General features: G+C 70.8%; 13 protein-coding genes. 8 read left to right on the forward strand and 5 right to left on the reverse strand.

The genetic code is table 11. The features are described 5' to 3' along the window. Nucleotides 1-485: 485 nt before the first annotated feature. Nucleotides 486-2486 (reverse strand): ATP-dependent DNA helicase, encoded by a 2001-nt coding sequence (locus tag ID574_RS04165; protein WP_188188281.1) that lies wholly within the window; start codon nt 2484-2486, stop codon nt 486-488. A 372-nt stretch (nt 2487-2858) separates the two neighbouring features. Here ID574_RS04165 and ID574_RS04170 point away from each other — a divergent pair, with 372 nt between their 5' ends. Continuing rightward, entirely contained in the window at nt 2859-3887 is a 1029-nt protein-coding gene (locus ID574_RS04170; RefSeq protein ID WP_188187393.1) for a hypothetical protein, read from the forward strand. A gap of 65 nt (nt 3888-3952) precedes the next feature. Beyond that, complete coding sequence (locus ID574_RS04175) at nt 3953-5539, forward strand: Na+/H+ antiporter (RefSeq protein ID WP_188187394.1); 1587 nt, start codon at nt 3953-3955, stop codon at nt 5537-5539. A 22-nt stretch (nt 5540-5561) separates the two neighbouring features. Here the strand turns inward: ID574_RS04175 and ID574_RS04180 are convergent, their stop codons facing one another. Further along, nucleotides 5562-5819, reverse strand: coding sequence for a UBP-type zinc finger domain-containing protein (locus ID574_RS04180; protein WP_188187395.1), 258 nt, complete (start codon nt 5817-5819; stop codon nt 5562-5564). Nucleotides 5820-5944: 125 nt separating this feature from the next. On the opposite strand from ID574_RS04180, the gene ID574_RS04185 reads away from it, so the two are divergent. From ID574_RS04185 to ID574_RS04210, 6 genes are read left to right on the forward strand one after another with little or no spacing between them, the layout of a single operon-like run. Then, the gene (locus tag ID574_RS04185; protein ID WP_188187396.1) at nt 5945-6706 is read left to right on the forward strand and encodes an ABC transporter ATP-binding protein; all 762 of its coding nucleotides are present in this window, start codon (nt 5945-5947) and stop codon (nt 6704-6706) included. Beyond that, on the forward strand, nt 6703-7470 hold the full coding sequence (locus ID574_RS04190) for an ABC transporter ATP-binding protein (protein WP_188187397.1): 768 nt from the start codon (nt 6703-6705) through the stop codon (nt 7468-7470). The genes ID574_RS04185 and ID574_RS04190 overlap by 4 nt, the downstream gene beginning before the upstream one ends. After that, nucleotides 7467-9287: an AMP-dependent synthetase/ligase gene (locus ID574_RS04195; RefSeq protein ID WP_188187398.1), complete on the forward strand. Its 1821-nt coding sequence runs from the start codon at nt 7467-7469 to the stop codon at nt 9285-9287. The genes ID574_RS04190 and ID574_RS04195 overlap by 4 nt, the downstream gene beginning before the upstream one ends. Continuing rightward, complete coding sequence (locus ID574_RS04200; protein ID WP_188187399.1) at nt 9284-10171, forward strand: branched-chain amino acid ABC transporter permease; 888 nt, start codon at nt 9284-9286, stop codon at nt 10169-10171. The genes ID574_RS04195 and ID574_RS04200 overlap by 4 nt, the downstream gene beginning before the upstream one ends. Then, nucleotides 10168-11337: a branched-chain amino acid ABC transporter permease gene (locus ID574_RS04205; RefSeq protein ID WP_188187400.1), complete on the forward strand. Its 1170-nt coding sequence runs from the start codon at nt 10168-10170 to the stop codon at nt 11335-11337. Before ID574_RS04200 ends, ID574_RS04205 begins: the two co-directional genes overlap by 4 nt. A gap of 13 nt (nt 11338-11350) precedes the next feature. Continuing rightward, nucleotides 11351-12643, forward strand: coding sequence for an ABC transporter substrate-binding protein (locus tag ID574_RS04210; RefSeq protein WP_188187401.1), 1293 nt, complete (start codon nt 11351-11353; stop codon nt 12641-12643). A gap of 208 nt (nt 12644-12851) precedes the next feature. Here the strand turns inward: ID574_RS04210 and ID574_RS04215 are convergent, their stop codons facing one another. The 3 genes from ID574_RS04215 to ID574_RS04225 are packed head-to-tail and all read right to left on the reverse strand — an operon-like array spanning nt 12852 to nt 14271. Beyond that, the gene (locus ID574_RS04215) at nt 12852-13298 is read right to left on the reverse strand and encodes a hypothetical protein (RefSeq protein ID WP_188187402.1); all 447 of its coding nucleotides are present in this window, start codon (nt 13296-13298) and stop codon (nt 12852-12854) included. Further along, complete coding sequence (locus ID574_RS04220) at nt 13295-13522, reverse strand: hypothetical protein (RefSeq protein WP_188188383.1); 228 nt, start codon at nt 13520-13522, stop codon at nt 13295-13297. The genes ID574_RS04215 and ID574_RS04220 overlap by 4 nt, the downstream gene beginning before the upstream one ends. A gap of 23 nt (nt 13523-13545) precedes the next feature. Then, complete coding sequence (locus ID574_RS04225) at nt 13546-14271, reverse strand: YoaK family protein (RefSeq protein ID WP_188187403.1); 726 nt, start codon at nt 14269-14271, stop codon at nt 13546-13548. Nucleotides 14272-14386 lie beyond the last annotated feature (115 nt).

Genomic DNA, 14386 nt, shown 5'->3' on the forward strand with positions numbered 1-14386 from the left:
CTGTTACGCGTTGCCGTGGCTTGCCACTCGCCGTACTCCGGCTGAGGGCCCTCCAGGAAACGGCCTCTGATCCCTTCACCGGTGGCCCGCCGTTACGCGAGCCCATGTTGACCGGCTCCGTGGTTCCCGGCCTGGTCGCCGTGCACATTGCGCCGGGCTCCGCCGCACACCCCCTCGCCGCACCGGCGCTCGGAAGGCGCGGGTGACGGCACCCACACCCACGGTGGCGTGCGTTCTGCGGTGGCGTGGGCCTTGAGTGCGTGCGTTCCGCGGTGGCGGGCGTCCGGCGCAGCCCTGGGCACCGTCGATTCCCCCCCGCCGCCGATTCGCCGCGCGCCGCCCGAGCGCCGCCCCACATGCCGAGCGCCGCCCGCTGGACGTGCATACGCCGTGGGACGCGGGCGACGGCGGGCGGGTCGGCCCTGCGAACGGGCGGCGGGGGTCGGCGTTCGGCGGGGCGCCGGACGACCCCGCCGGGGAGTGGGTCAGTTCGGGGACTCTGCTGCCAGACGCTTCAGGGCCGCGCGGGGGATGGCGGGGTCCGTGGTGCGCCAGAACGGGGGGAGGGAGCCCAGGAGGAAGCCGCTGTAGCGGGCCGTGGCCAGGCGGGGATCCAGGACCGCGATGACGCCCTTGTCGTCCTGGGCGCGCAGCAGGCGGCCCGCCCCCTGCGCCAGCAGCAGGGCGGCGTGGTTGGCGGCCACCGCCATGAAGCCGTTGCCGCCCCTGGCCGCCACGTGCCGCTGCCTGGCCGAGGTCAGCGGGTCGTCGGGGCGTGGGAACGGGACCCGGTCGATGATGACCAGCCGCAGCGACGGCCCCGGCACGTCCACGCCCTGCCACAGCGACAGCGTGCCGAACAGGCAGGTGCGCTCGTCCTCGGCGAACTGCTTGACCAGCAGCATCGTCGAGTCGTCCCCCTGGCACAGCAGCGGCACGTCCAGCCGGTCGCGCAGCGCCTCCGTGGCCGCCTTGGCGGCGCGCATAGACGAGAACAGCCCCAGCGTGCGCCCCCCGGCGGCCTCGATCAGTTCGGCGATCTCGTCCAGGTATTGCTGCGGCAGCCCGTCGCGCCCCGGCTGCGGCAGGTGCTTGGCGACGTACAGGATGCCGGCTCTGGGGTGGTCGAACGGCGAGCCGACGTCGATGCCCTGCCACTCCTTGCTGTCGCCCAGCCCCCACTGCGCGGCCAGCGCGTCGAACGTGCCGCCCAGGGCCAGGGTGGCGGAGGTGAGGATCACCGTACGCTCGCCGAAGAGCTTGTCGCGCAGCATGCCGCCGACGGTCAGCGGCGCCACCCGCAGCATGGGCGGGCGCCGGTCGGTGCCCCCGTCGAGCCACACGACCTCGGCCCGGTCGGCCTCGGAGGCGTGCCCGTACGCCTCCAGCATGCGTACCGCCGTGTCGTGCACCTCGTCGAGCGCCGTGAAGGCCGCCTTGCGCTGCCCCGCCTTGTCAGGGTCGTCCTTGTCGGCGTTGCGCGGCCCCAGAGCCGTGATGCACCGCCAGGCCGTGTCGCGGATGAGCTGCAGCGTCAGGCCGAGCACCTGCGGCAGCTCGTCGATGCGCCCCGGCGGGGCGGCGGCCAGGAGCGCCTTGAGGTCTTCGCCGGCCTCCTGCAACTGGTCGGCGACGGCCTGCTCGATCAGCCTGCCCACCCGGCGCACCGCCAGCGACACCGTCAGCTCCGACAGCTCGCTCGTCACCACCGACGTCACCCGGTCGACCAGCTCGTGAGCCTCGTCCACGACCACGACCTCGTGCTCCGGCAGCACCGGCAGGTCGCCCATGGCGTCGATGGCCAGCAGCGCGTGGTTGGTCACCACCACGTCGACCTCGCCCGCCCGCGCGCGGGCCAGCTCGGCGAAGCACTCGGCCCCGCTCGGGCAGCGGTTGGCGCCCAGGCACTCCTGCGCGCTCACCGAGAACTGCCGCCAGGCCTGCTCGCTCACCCCCGGCACCAGCTCGTCGCGGTCGCCGGTCTCGGTCTCCTCGGCCCACTCCTGGATGCGCTGCACCATGCGGCCGGTCGCGCTCACCTCGCGCGGGTCGAACAGCTGGTCCTGCTCGTCCTCCTCGGGCCAGCCGGCCGTGGCCTTGTAGCGGCACAGGTAGTTGCGGCGGCCCTTGAGTATCGCGAAGGTCGGCTCGTGCGGCAACTCCTTGCTCAGCGCCTCGGCCAGCCGGGGCAGGTCGCGGTCGACGAGCTGGCGCTGCAGCGCGATGGTGGCCGTGGAGACCACGACCGGCTTGTCGCTGTCCATCGCGTGGCGGATCGACGGCACGAGGTAGGCCAGCGACTTGCCGGTGCCCGTGCCCGCCTGGACCGCGAGATGCTCCTCGTCGTCGATGGCCTTCTGCACGGCGCGGACCATTGTGACCTGGCCCTGCCGTTCGCTCCCTCCGAGAGCGCTGACCGCGACCTTGAGGAGCTCGTCGACTGGCGGGAGATGGGAGTCCGGCACGGCAGTAAACGCTACCCGCATTTTCCGGGTCGCCGTGCCGAACGCGGTGTGATCGGCCATGCACATCCCGGCGTTCCCGAATCCTTCCGGCGGCGCGCGTGGCACACTGGGCGATCGGGACTCCAACTGGTCAAACGCGATCACCCGTGTGTGATCAGAGGGGTTCACGGTGTGTAGGGGAAGGCCGGTTCCGTAGGGTTTTCCGGGGTTGAGTGGACGAATAAGGGCTGGTTTAGCAGTATGTCTGCCATGTCGGAAGTTGTCCCGTTGCCATCATTTGGCGAAGTCTTCTTCGATGCACGAGGTCAGGAGCGGTGTCTCCGGGTCACGTGGCACGAGGGCACCCTGGTGCTCAGCCTGTGGCGAGGGGAGATGTGCACAGCGAGCTTCCGCATGCCGATGGAGGACGTCGGCCGGCTGCTCGACACGCTCGACGAGGGCTACGCCGAGGCGACGGGCGAGCAGCCCGCCGTACCCGCGCACGATCCGGGCACCGAGGTCATCCCGGGCACCGGTCAATACCAGCGCCCGCCCCAGCCCGATCACCTCCAGCAGCAGCCCCATCACCAGCAGCCTCTGGACGACCGGCCCACCGCCGCGCTGTCACCGAACGACGTCCTCGTGGCCAGGGGCCCGGCGCCGCAGGACAAGCTCGTCGCCTCGTTCGGCGAGACCACGGCCCCGAGGGACGCGAACCCCGCCTACGGCGAGCGGCCGCCCTTCACCGGCCCCCAGTACGTCGACCCCACGGGCCCTCAGCCCCAGTACACCGGAGACCCCTTCAGCGGCCCCCAGTACACCGGGGACGCCCCGCAGTACCAGCAGCAGCCCGACCCCTTCGGCAATTCCCAGTACGCCGACAACGAGCCCGTCTACCAGATGCCCGGCGCCGACCAGCGCCGCCCGTCACCGGTGAGCACCGACCCGCTCGGCTTCCCCTCCCAGGCGGCCTCCCCCTACGCGGCCTCCCAGGCCGCCGACTCCTACGCCGCCCCCCAGCACCGGTCCGACCCCTTCCCCGCCGACCCGTACCCGTCCGACCCCTACGCCTCCGCTTCCGACCCCTTCGGGCGGCGCCAGGAGGCCCCGGCCCCGGCCTACGCGCAGCCCCAGCCCAGCCAAGGCGGCGGGGCGGGCCTGGGCACGCCCATGCACGGCATCCCGGGCGCCGGCCGCCGCCGGGCGGCACCCCAGCAGCCGGCCATGGACGACTACGCCGCCTACCAGCAGCCCCAGCAGGCCAACCCGGTGGACCCGCTGCTGGCGCTCGGCCGCCAGGAGCAGCAGTACCAGCCGCACCAGCAACAGCCGGACCCGAACACCCCCCGCCCGTACGCCGGGGACCCCATGTTCTCCACCGGTGAACGCCTGCGCCCTGAGCAGCCGGATTACCACCAGAGGAGCGACCGCAGGGAGTGGTGATGCTCCACCTCGGCCCGCCAGGTACGCTCCAGGCGAGGTGATCGGCCGAGGCAGGAGGAGCATCGGTGAGTCCCATCCTGGGCCTGCAGCTGCTGTTGGTGGCCGGCGGCGCCATCGCGGTCTCGGCCGTGGCACGGCGGAGGGGTTGGCCGGCCCCGCTGCTGCTGGTGGCCGCCGGGCTGCTGGTCTCGCCGCTGGTGCCGGCGGTCCCGCTCGACCCGGAGCTGGCGCTCTACGTGTTCCTGCCGCCGCTGCTCTACTCGGCCGCCCTCGACAGCTCCTACCTGCGGCTGCGTGACGTCAAGCGGGCCGTGGCGCTGCTGTCGATCGGGCTGGTGCTGTTCACCACGGCCCTTGTCGGGATGGTCGTCCACCTGCTGGTGCCGGCCCTGCCACTGCCGCTGGCGTTCGCGCTGGGCGCCATCATCGCGCCGCCCGACGCGGTGGCCGCCGTCGCGGTCGGGCGGCGGCTCGGGCTGCCGCGCAGGACGCTGACGATCCTGATCGGCGAGAGCCTGTTCAACGACGCCACGGCGCTGACGGCGTACCGGGTGGCGTTGGGGGCGTTCGTCGGCGGCACGGTCGACCTGCTCGACAGCGTCGGCCAGTTCCTGCTGGCGGCGGCCGGCGGCGTGGTGATCGGGCTGGCGCTGGCGTTCGTCTTCGCCTGGCTGTTCCAGCACACGCGCGACTCGCTGGTCGAGAACACGGTGATGCTGCTGATCCCGTTCACCGCCTACCTCGCGGCCGAGTCGGTCCACGCCTCCGGCGTGATCGCGGTGGTGATCGTCGGCCTCTACCTGGGCTACCGCATGCACCTGCGAGGGTTCGGCACGCGGCTGGTGTCGGACGCGGTGTGGAAGGTCACCGACTTCTTCCTCGAGACGATCGTGTTCGCGCTGATCGGGCTGCAGCTCGTGACGGTGATCGAAGGCATCGGCGGCTACGGCGCGTGGGAGGTCGCGGGCTACGCCGCCGCGGTGCTCGGCGTGACGATCGCGAGCAGGTTCGCCTGGGTGTTCGCCGTCACGGGGCTGATCCGGTTGCTGTCCAGGCCCGGCTGGCAGCCGGCGCCGACCCCGCAGCAGTCGGTGATCCTGAGCTGGGCGGGCATGCGCGGCGTGGTGTCGCTGGCGGCGGCGTTCGCCATCCCGCCGGAGGTGCCCGCGCGCGACCGCGCCCTGCTGCTGTTCCTGACGTTCACGACCGTGATCGGCACCCTGCTGATCCAGGGCACCACGTTCCCGCCGCTGATCAGGCGGCTGCGGGTGTCGAGCGAGCAGGAGCAGTACGAAGACCGCCTGGCAGAGGCGGCGGCCCAGCAGGCGGCGCTGGAGGCCGGCGTGGCCGAGCTGGAGCGGCTGGTCGGCGAGCAGGATGGCGAGCCCGACGAGATCCAGAAGCAGGTCATCGACCAGCTCAGGGAGAAGTCGTGGCGCCGCTCGCTCTCCGCGTGGGAGCGCCTGGGCGGCGGCACCGGCCAGGGCGGCGCGGAGACCCCGAGCGCGCTCTACCGGCGTCTGCGCCGCGAGATGCTCCAGGCCGAGCGCCAGGTCTTCGTGCGTCTGCGCGACGAGCGCCGCCTGGACGACGAGGTGATGCGCGAGGTGATGGCCCAGCTCGACTTCGAGGAGGCGATCCTCGAGCGCTGACCCGCCCGCCCGGGAGAGCGTCCTAGCCCATCTGGCTGTCCACGAAGCACCACCGCCAGCCCTCGCCGCGCTCGAACGACTGGATCACCGGATGGGCGGTGGCGCGGAAGTGGGCGCTGGCGTGTTTGGCGGGCGAGGAGTCGCAGCACCCGACGTGGCCGCACTCCAGGCAGCGCCGCAGGTGCACCCAACGGCCGCCGTCGGCCAGGCACTCCTCGCAGCCCTCCGGCGTCCGCGCGGGCGGGTCGCCAGCCTGGGAAAGATGCTCGCACATTGCCATAACAGCAATCTTAGGGCCAGTGCACTGCCTAATTTCGGCCGGGCCTCTTGTCGGCTGACGGGCAAACGTGGACATTGTGCTCATCGGGGGAGTGACATAGACCACACCGTTCCCGGGAGCCGCGCGTGCTGGAGGTACGCAACCTCGAGGTCGTCTACGACGATGTGATGCTCGTGCTGCGCGGCGTGAGCCTCACCGTCCCGCCCGGCTCGATCGTGGCCCTGCTCGGCGCGAACGGCGCGGGCAAGACCACGCTCCTGCGGGCCCTGTCCGGGCTGCTCGACGTGCACGACGGAGAGATCACCAAGGGCGCCGTCACGCTGGAGGGCGAGCCCATCCACCACCTCAAACCCGCCCAGATCGTCCGCCGCGGGGTCAGCCAGGTCATGGAGGGCCGCCGCATCCTGGCCGAGCTGACCGTCGAGGAGAACCTCAAGGTCGGCGGCCACACCGCGGCCGAGTCCCACCTCGACCGCGTCTACGCGCTGTTCCCGCTGCTGCGCGAGCGGCGCAAGAGCGTGGCCGGCTACCTGTCGGGCGGCGAGCAGCAGATGCTGGCCGTCGGCCGCGCGCTCATGGCCGGCCCCAGTTACCTGCTGCTCGACGAGCCCAGCCTGGGCCTCGCGCCGTCGCTGGTCGCCCAGGTACGCGACCTCATCGTCGAGATCAACCGGCAGGGCACCACGGTCCTGCTGGTCGAGCAGAACGCCACCATGGCCCTGTCCATCGCCTCCCACGGCTACGTCATGGAGACCGGGAAGATCGTCATGGACAAGCCGGCGAAGGAACTGCTCGCCGACGAGGACATCAAGGAGTTCTACCTGGGGGCCGTCCGGTCCTTCCGCGAGGTCAAGCACTACAAGCGGAGGAAGCGGTGGCTCTCATGACGGCTCTCCTGACGTTCGAGGACGTGCACCTGAGCTTCGCCGGCGTCAAGGCCGTGGACGGCGTCTCCTTCCAGGTGGGGCAGGCGGAGCTGCTGGCGATCATCGGGCCGAACGGCGCCGGCAAGACCTCGATCTTCAACGTGCTGTCGGGCGTCTACCGGCCCCAGAGCGGCCGCGTCACCTTCCTGGGCGAGGACCTGCTGCTCAAACGGCCGCACGAGATCGCCGCCATGGGCCTGGCCAGGACGTTCCAGAACGTGGAGCTGTTCCACAACCTCACCGTCCTGGACAACCTCATGCTCGGCCGGCACCACCACTTCGGCTACGGCGCGTTCGCGGCCGTCCTCTGGTACGGCCGCGCCCGGCGGGCGGAGCTGGCCGCCCGCGCCAAGGTCGAGGACATCATCGACTTCCTGGAGCTGGAGGCCTGGCGCCGCCACCCCGTGCGGCTGCTCCCGTATGGGATCCAGAAGCGGGTCGAGCTGGGCCGGGCCCTCGCCATGGAGCCGCGGCTGCTGCTGCTCGACGAGCCGGTGGCCGGCATGAACCTGGAGGAGACCGAGGACATGGCCAGGTTCGTGCTGGACATCAGGGACGAGCTGGGCATCCCCGTCGTCCTCGTGGAGCACGACATGGGGCTGGTCATGGACCTGGCCGACCGCGTGCTGGTGCTGGACTTCGGCCGCCCGGTCGCGCTGGGCAGCCCGGCCGAGGTGCAGCAGGACCCCAAGGTGATCGAGGCGTATCTCGGAGGGACCGCATGACGATCGTGGACAGGGTGCGTGAGCGGGCCAGAGCGACCCCGCACGCCGTCGCGATGCGGCACAAGGACTTCGGCATATGGCAGGAGGTCACCTGGGCGGCCTACTGGACGCAGGTCGAGCTGGTCGCGCACGCCCTGCTCGCGCTGGGGATCGAGCCGGGCGACCGGGTGGCCATCCACTCCGAGAACCGCCCCGAGTGGCTCTACGGCGACCTGGGGACGGTCGCGGTGCGCGGCATCACGGTCGGCCTCTATCCGACGAACCCGCCCGCCGAGGTCGCGTACCTGCTGGCCGACTCCGGCGCCGCGATCCTCCTCGCCGAGGACCAGGAGCAGGTCGACAAGGCCCTGGCCGTCCGCGACGAGTGCCCCGACCTGCGGCGGATCGTCTACATGGAGCCGCGCGGCATCCGCGGCCGCTACGACGACGACCTGCTGATGTCCTGGCCGGAGTTCCTCGCCCTGGGTGCCGAGCACCGGGCCGGGCACCCCGATGCCGTGGAGCGCCGCATGGCCGAGGCGGCGCCCGACGACGTGATGACGCTTATCTACACCTCCGGCACCACCGGGCCGCCCAAGGGCGTCATGCTCACCGTCGGCAACGTCGAGTTCGCCGTCGACACGCTCGTCACCGGCGGCGGCTTCACCTCCCCGCCGCCCTCCGAACGCGACCTCGCGCTGTCGTACCTGCCGCTGTGTCACGTGGCCGAGCGCGCGTTCACCGTGTGGTTCAACTCCGCGGCGGGCGTGCAGGTGAACTTCGCCGAGTCCATCGACACCGTCCAGGCCAACCTGCGCGAGGTGCAGCCGACGATCCTGTTCGGGGTGCCGCGCATCTGGGAGAAGGTGCTCGCCCAGGTCAACATCAAGCTGGAGTCGGCCTCGCCGCTCAAGCGCGCGATCACCCGGTTCTGGCTGCGGGTGGCCGACCGGATCGGCGACACGCTGGTGCGCACGGGAGGCACGCACACGCTGGGGACGCGGCTGGCGTACGCGATCGGGTGGGTCTTCTGCTATCGCGCGCTGCGCGAGCGGCTCGGCATGCGGCGGGTGCGTTACGCCGCCTCCGGCGCCGCGCCCATCGCGCCCGACGTGCTCAAGTTCTACATGGGGATCGGCATCCCCATGCACGAGGTGTACGGCATGAGCGAGAACACCGCCATCGCCACCGCCAACCGCCCTGGACGGGTGCGCCTCGGCACGGTCGGCGAGCCGCACCCCGGCATCGAGCTGAAGATCGACGAGGCCACCGGCGAGATCATGACCAGGCACCCGGGCAACTTCGCCGGCTACTGGCGCAACCCGCGTGCCACCGCCGACGTGCTCGATCCCGACGGCTGGCTGCACACGGGCGACGTGGGCGAGTGGGTGGACGGCACGCACGTGCGGATCACGGACCGGATGAAGGACATCATCATCACGGCCGGGGGCAAGAACGTCGCGCCCAGCGAGATCGAGAACGCCTTGAAGGCGTCGCCGTACCTGAAGGAGGCCGTGGTCATCGGGGACCAGCGGCCGTACCTGGTGGCGCTGATCGGGATCGAGCCGGACACGGTGGGGGAGTGGGCGCGGCGGCGCGGGCTGCCGTACACGACCTATCGGGACCTGTCGGAGAAGGCGGAGACGCGGGAGCTCGTCCGCGGGATCGTCAACGAGGTCAACGCCCGCTTCGCCTCGGTCGAGCAGGTCAAGCGCTTCGCGTTCCTGCCCAAGGAGCTGGACCACGAGGACGGCGAGCTGACCGCCACCCAGAAGGTCAAGCGCAGCGCCATCGCCAAGCTGTTCGAGGACCTGGTGGAAGGGATGTACGCCCGGTGAAGGGGCTGCTGGAGACCATCATCAGGGGCCTGGGCAACGGCTCGGTGTACGCGTTGCTCGCCCTCGGATTCGTGATCATCTACAAGGCCACGCGGGTGATCAGCTTCGCGCAGCCCGCTCTCATGCTGGCCGGGGCCGTCGCGGTGAGCTACCTGGCCGAGGTGACCGGCTTCTACGCCGCCGTGATCCTGTCCGCGCTGCTCATCGCCCTCGTCGCGCTGGGCATCGAGCGGGTGGCGATCCGGCCCATGGTGGGGCGGCCGGTCTTCGTCGTGGCGATCATCACGCTCGGCATCGACGTGGTGGTGCGGGTGGTGGTCAACGCCTTCATCGGGCGCGACGTGCGGCAGATGGGCGATCCGTGGGGATTCACGCAGGTGTCGCTCGGGCCGCTGGTCGTGCAGAGCCGCTGGCTGGCCATGCTGCTGGTGACGGCCGTGCTGGTGGCGCTGCTGTTCGCGTTCTTCCGCTACACGAAGTACGGGCTCGCCATGCGGGCGGCGGCCTTCGACCAGGAGACCGCGCTGGCGCAGGGGGTGTCCGTCGGCATGGTGTTCGCGCTGTCGTGGGGGCTCGCCGGATTCCTGGCGGCGATCGCCGGGATGTTCGTCGGCACCGGGCAGGGCGTCGAGCAGCTGACCTGGATCATCGCGTTGAAGGCGCTGCCGGCGATCATCGTGGGCGGGCTCGACTCGCTCGGCGGCGCCGTCGTGGGCGGGCTGGTCGTGGGCGTGGTCGAGTCGCTGTTCCAGTCCTACCAAGGGGAGTTCGCACCCTGGCTGGGACAGAACTTCGCGGTCGTCTCGCCGTACGTGGTGATGCTGATCGTGCTGCTGGTCAGGCCGTACGGCCTGTTCGGGACCCGGGAGGTCGAGCGGGTATGACCGAGACGACGCGCTCCGCGGCGGCCCCGGCCGCCCCTGACATACCGACCGGCCGGTCTCACAGGGTCCGTGGCCGGCCGCTCCTCTACACCTCCTACGCCCAGGACATGGCGCTGCTCGACACGCGGGCCAAGCGGGTGTGGACGGGGCTGCTGGTGGTGCTGGCGTTCGCGCTGACGGTGCTGCTGCAGGACCGGTCACTGGAGGTGCTGGCCACGGCGTACGTGATGGCCATCGGCGCGATCGGGCTCAACATCGTCACCGGGTACGCCGGCCAGGTCTCCCTCGGCCACGCCTTCTTCGTGGCCATCGGGGCCTACACCGCCGCCGCCCTGTCCGGGCCCGTGGACGGCCAGCGGCTCGGCTACGGGATCGCGGAGATCTGGATCTGGCTGCCCGCGGCCGGGCTCGTCGCCGCCGCGGCCGGGGTTCTGGTCGCGCCGCTGGCCACCCGCCTGCGTGGCCTCTACCTGGCCATCGTCACTCTTGGTCTGGTCTTCCTGGGCGAGCACATCTTCAAGGAGTGGCAGGAGCTGACCGGCGGCCCCGGCGTGGGCCGGGAGGCCGCCGTGCCGCAGCTCTTCGGCGTCCGCCTCGACCAGGACGGGCCGCTCGGCACCAAGGAGCAGCTGCTCTACACGCTCATGCTGGCGCTGCTGATCGTCTTCGCCGTCGCGGCCCGCAACCTGGCCCGCTCGCGCATCGGCCGCGCCTTCGCCGCCGTCCGCGACCGCGACATCGCCGCGGAGGTCATCGGGGTGCCGCTGACCCGCTACAAGGTGCTGGCCTTCGGCATCAGCTCCTTCTACGCGGGCTGCGCCGGCGGCCTGCTCTACACGATCTCCGGGTACGTCGAGCCGGGCTCGTTCAGCCTGCTCATGTCCGTCCAGTTCATCGCGATGGTCCTGATCGGCGGCGTGGCCACCGTGTCAGGGTCGATCGCGGGCGCGCTGTTCATCACGCTGTTGCAGCCCCTCACCAGGTCGCTGCCCTCGCTGGTGCCGTTCGTCAGCGGCGACACCACGCAGACCCCCAACGTGTTCCAGGTCGAGACCGTGCTGTACGGGCTGCTGATCGTGCTGTTCCTCATCTTCGAGCCGCGCGGCCTGTTCGGTCTGTGGATCCGGATCCGCAACTACTGGAAATCCTGGCCCTTTTCATACTGAGAGAGGATTTTTCATGAAGAGTCGCTATGTGGTGGCGTTCACCGCGTCGGTGGCCCTTCTGTTGTCCGCGTGCGGCGTCATCCGGGGGGACGACGAGGGCAGCAAGGGCGGCGCCCAGGCGCCAGGTGTCACCACGGAGCCATGTCCCAACGCGGTCGACCGCAACAAGGGATGCATCTACCTCGGCTCGATCTCCGACCTCACCTCGGGGCCGTTCGCCGCGCTGGCCGTGCCCATCACCGACGCGCAGAAGGCGTTCTGGGCCCGCGTCAACAAGGCGGGCGGCATCGGCGGCAAGTACGAGGTGGACGTCACCCGCTACGTCCGGGACAACAAGTACAACCCGGAGGTGCACCGGCAGGTCTACAACGAGATCAAGGACCAGGTGCTCGGCCTGGCCCAGACGCTCGGCTCCCCCACGACCGCCGCCATCATCGCCGACCTCAAGGCCAACGACATCGTCGCCGCCCCCGCCTCCTGGACCTCGGCCTGGGAGTTCGAGGACGTGATCGTCGAGTCCGGGGCCAACTACTGCGTGGAGGCCATGAACTCCGTGGACTACGCGGTGGAGACGTACAAGCCGAAGTCCGTCATGGCCGTCCACCTGGCCGGTGACTACGGCGCGGACGCCGCCGCCGGCGCCAAGATCGCCGCTGAACGGAACGGCCTGACGTTCACCAGTGTGGAGACGCCCACGGGCGCGAACGAACAGGGCCGCGCCATCACCGAGATCACCAAGAACAAGCCCGACCTGGTCATCCTCACGACGGGCCCGGCGGACGCCGCCACGATCATCGGCCAGGCCGCCGCGGCCGGCTACAAGGGCCGTTTCATCGGCACGGGCCCCACGTGGAACCCGGCCCTGCTGAAGTCCCCGGCCGCGCCCGCGCTGAAGGCGTTGTACGAGCAGTCGGCCCCCGGCAAGCCGTGGGACGCCGACACGCCCGGCCACAAGGCCCTGCGCGAGGCGTTCCCGAACGTGACGGCCAACGAGGGCTACACGTCCGGCTGGGCGTGGGCGTACCCGCTGAAGGCCGCCCTGGACAAGATGGTGGCCGGCGGGGACGTGAGCAGAAAGGGCCTGCTGGCCGCGGTGAAGACCCTGAAGACCGTGGACTACGAGGGCATGCTGCCCCCTGAGGCGGGCAACTACGCCGACGACGCCAACACGGCGACCTTCCGCCAGACGTTGATCAACAAGGTGGACGACCAGGCCCCGACCGGCGTCTCGATCGTCAAGGACTTCTTCACCGGCGAGACGGCGAAGTCGTACACCTTCGACGGCCCCTGCTTCGCCAAGCTGTAACCCGAACCCCCGAAAACCCCGCTCGCTCCGCTCGCCAGCCCACCCCAATCCCGATTACCCGGTGGGCTGGCGGGAGCCCACCCAGAGTGGTCCTCGCTATCGCTCGGCCATGCTCTGTGGGCAAGCTCCACACCCCCGTCGGATCTTCCCACCCCGGCCCCGGGTTCGTTGGCCAGGGTCCGTGCGTGCGGCGGGGTGGCCTTCTCCCTCAGCAAGCGGCGAGACCGTCCACCGCGCGAACTGTGTCGGCCTCGCGCGTGATCGCTGTCGATGCGGCCTTCACTGGTGCTCGGTCAGGTTGGTCAACTGTGGCCGCCAACTCCAGTCCGTGATTGATGGCCACGGCGGCTGTGAACGAGCGGGACTTGAGGATCGACGTGAACAGTTGCGAGAGCTCACTTCGCTCCTTCACCTTGAGAAGCTGGCGTCGCTCTTGCCGGCTGATCTCGGCATAGGCCCATAGGTTGGACGTGTTCCCGTGGCCATCCAGGCACTCGAAGATGTAGTACCTGCGGTGCTGCTGGATGATCCCAGCGAGTGGAATGTCGTAGTGGTCGAGGATCTTGTCGATCTTCGCTGTGTCGGCCGGGCACCACGGCTCGGCACCGATCCGTAGATGGATCTGATCACTCATCCGCTTCAGGGCACCGATCATCGTGTGCTTCCAGATCGGCCGCTCACCGCACCGGCCAGATCAGGCGTGAACCCGGCGAACCATGCGGCCGTGTACTGGTCGGTGGTGCCGGTCTTGCCGGCGGCGTGGCGGCCGATGCCGCCGACCTCTCGCATGGCGCCCTTGGCGAACACGCCGAACAGCACGTCCGCCGTCGCGTCCACGATCGCCGGGTCGAGGACACCGCTATACGTCCTTGAGACCATTTGGGCCGCGAACCGTCCCGTCTTCACTGATCGTCCGGGAAGGAGGCCCTGGTCTCAGGCCGCCGCGCGGGCGGGCGCGACGCGAAGGCGACGATCGCGAGCAAGGCCGTGACCGCCGCCAGCACGGGCGCGGGACCGGCGTGCCGGTAGAGCACGGCGCCGGTCACCGCGCCGGTGAACAGCGCGCCGAGGGTGACCGACCGGCGCATCGCCGCCCGTCCCGGTCGGTCGGTGGCCAGACGCGTGAGGATGGTGGTGAGCACGGTCGTCATGACCAGGTCGGGCACCCCCAGCCGGAGCGCGGCCGCGTTCTGCAGGCCCATGCCGTAGCCGAGCAGCCCGATGAGCGCCGCCTGCGCGGCGGTCTCGCGATGTCCCGCCACCTGGGCCACCGCGAGAGCGCCGGCGACGAGGACCGCGTGCGCGGCCGTGAGCGCCGTGAACCCCCGCCGCATGTCCCTCACCCATCCCGCGAACCGGCCCGCGCTCCACGCCCCGGCGGTGAAGGCCGCGACGGCCAGCGGCGGAGCCCACCTCGACAGCTGGGGGTCGCCGGCCAGGGCGAAGCCGAGGAAGACCACGTTGCCGGTCATGTTGGCGACGAAGACCCGGTTCAGGCCGAGGAACGTGACGGCGTCCACGAGGCCGGTCGTGACGGTCAGCACGATCAGCAGGGTCGGCAGGGTGCCGTACTCGGCCGCGTGGCCGGGGAACAACGCGTCGGAGAGCCGCCGCAGCCCGCCTCTCACGGGTGCTCCCGCGCGCGGGCCCCGCGCCGGGGACGCGGGGCGGCTCCCATGCGCTCTCTCCTCGGTGTCAGGCGGTGTAGGCGCAGGTACTCGTACCCGCGTCGACAGCCGCCAC

Source organism: Nonomuraea sp. SYSU D8015, assembly GCF_008065375.1.
Classification (GTDB): Bacteria; Actinomycetota; Actinomycetes; order Streptosporangiales; family Streptosporangiaceae; genus Nonomuraea.

What these genes read in the sequence shown, in the direction of transcription:
- ID574_RS04180 (WP_188187395.1), bottom strand. Translation starts at nt 5,819, where the DNA reads ATGGCAATGTGCGAGCATCTTTCCCAGGCTGGCGACCCGCCCGCGCGG.
- ID574_RS04210 (WP_188187401.1), top strand. Translation starts at nt 11,351, where the DNA reads ATGAAGAGTCGCTATGTGGTGGCGTTCACCGCGTCGGTGGCCCTTCTG.
- ID574_RS04205 (WP_188187400.1), top strand. Translation starts at nt 10,168, where the DNA reads ATGACCGAGACGACGCGCTCCGCGGCGGCCCCGGCCGCCCCTGACATA.
- ID574_RS04170 (WP_188187393.1), top strand. Translation starts at nt 2,859, where the DNA reads ATGCCGATGGAGGACGTCGGCCGGCTGCTCGACACGCTCGACGAGGGC.
- ID574_RS04165 (WP_188188281.1), bottom strand. Translation starts at nt 2,486, where the DNA reads ATGCGGGTAGCGTTTACTGCCGTGCCGGACTCCCATCTCCCGCCAGTC.
- ID574_RS04215 (WP_188187402.1), bottom strand. Translation starts at nt 13,298, where the DNA reads ATGATCGGTGCCCTGAAGCGGATGAGTGATCAGATCCATCTACGGATC.
- ID574_RS04220 (WP_188188383.1), bottom strand. Translation starts at nt 13,522, where the DNA reads ATGGTCTCAAGGACGTATAGCGGTGTCCTCGACCCGGCGATCGTGGAC.
- ID574_RS04195 (WP_188187398.1), top strand. Translation starts at nt 7,467, where the DNA reads ATGACGATCGTGGACAGGGTGCGTGAGCGGGCCAGAGCGACCCCGCAC.
- ID574_RS04190 (WP_188187397.1), top strand. Translation starts at nt 6,703, where the DNA reads ATGACGGCTCTCCTGACGTTCGAGGACGTGCACCTGAGCTTCGCCGGC.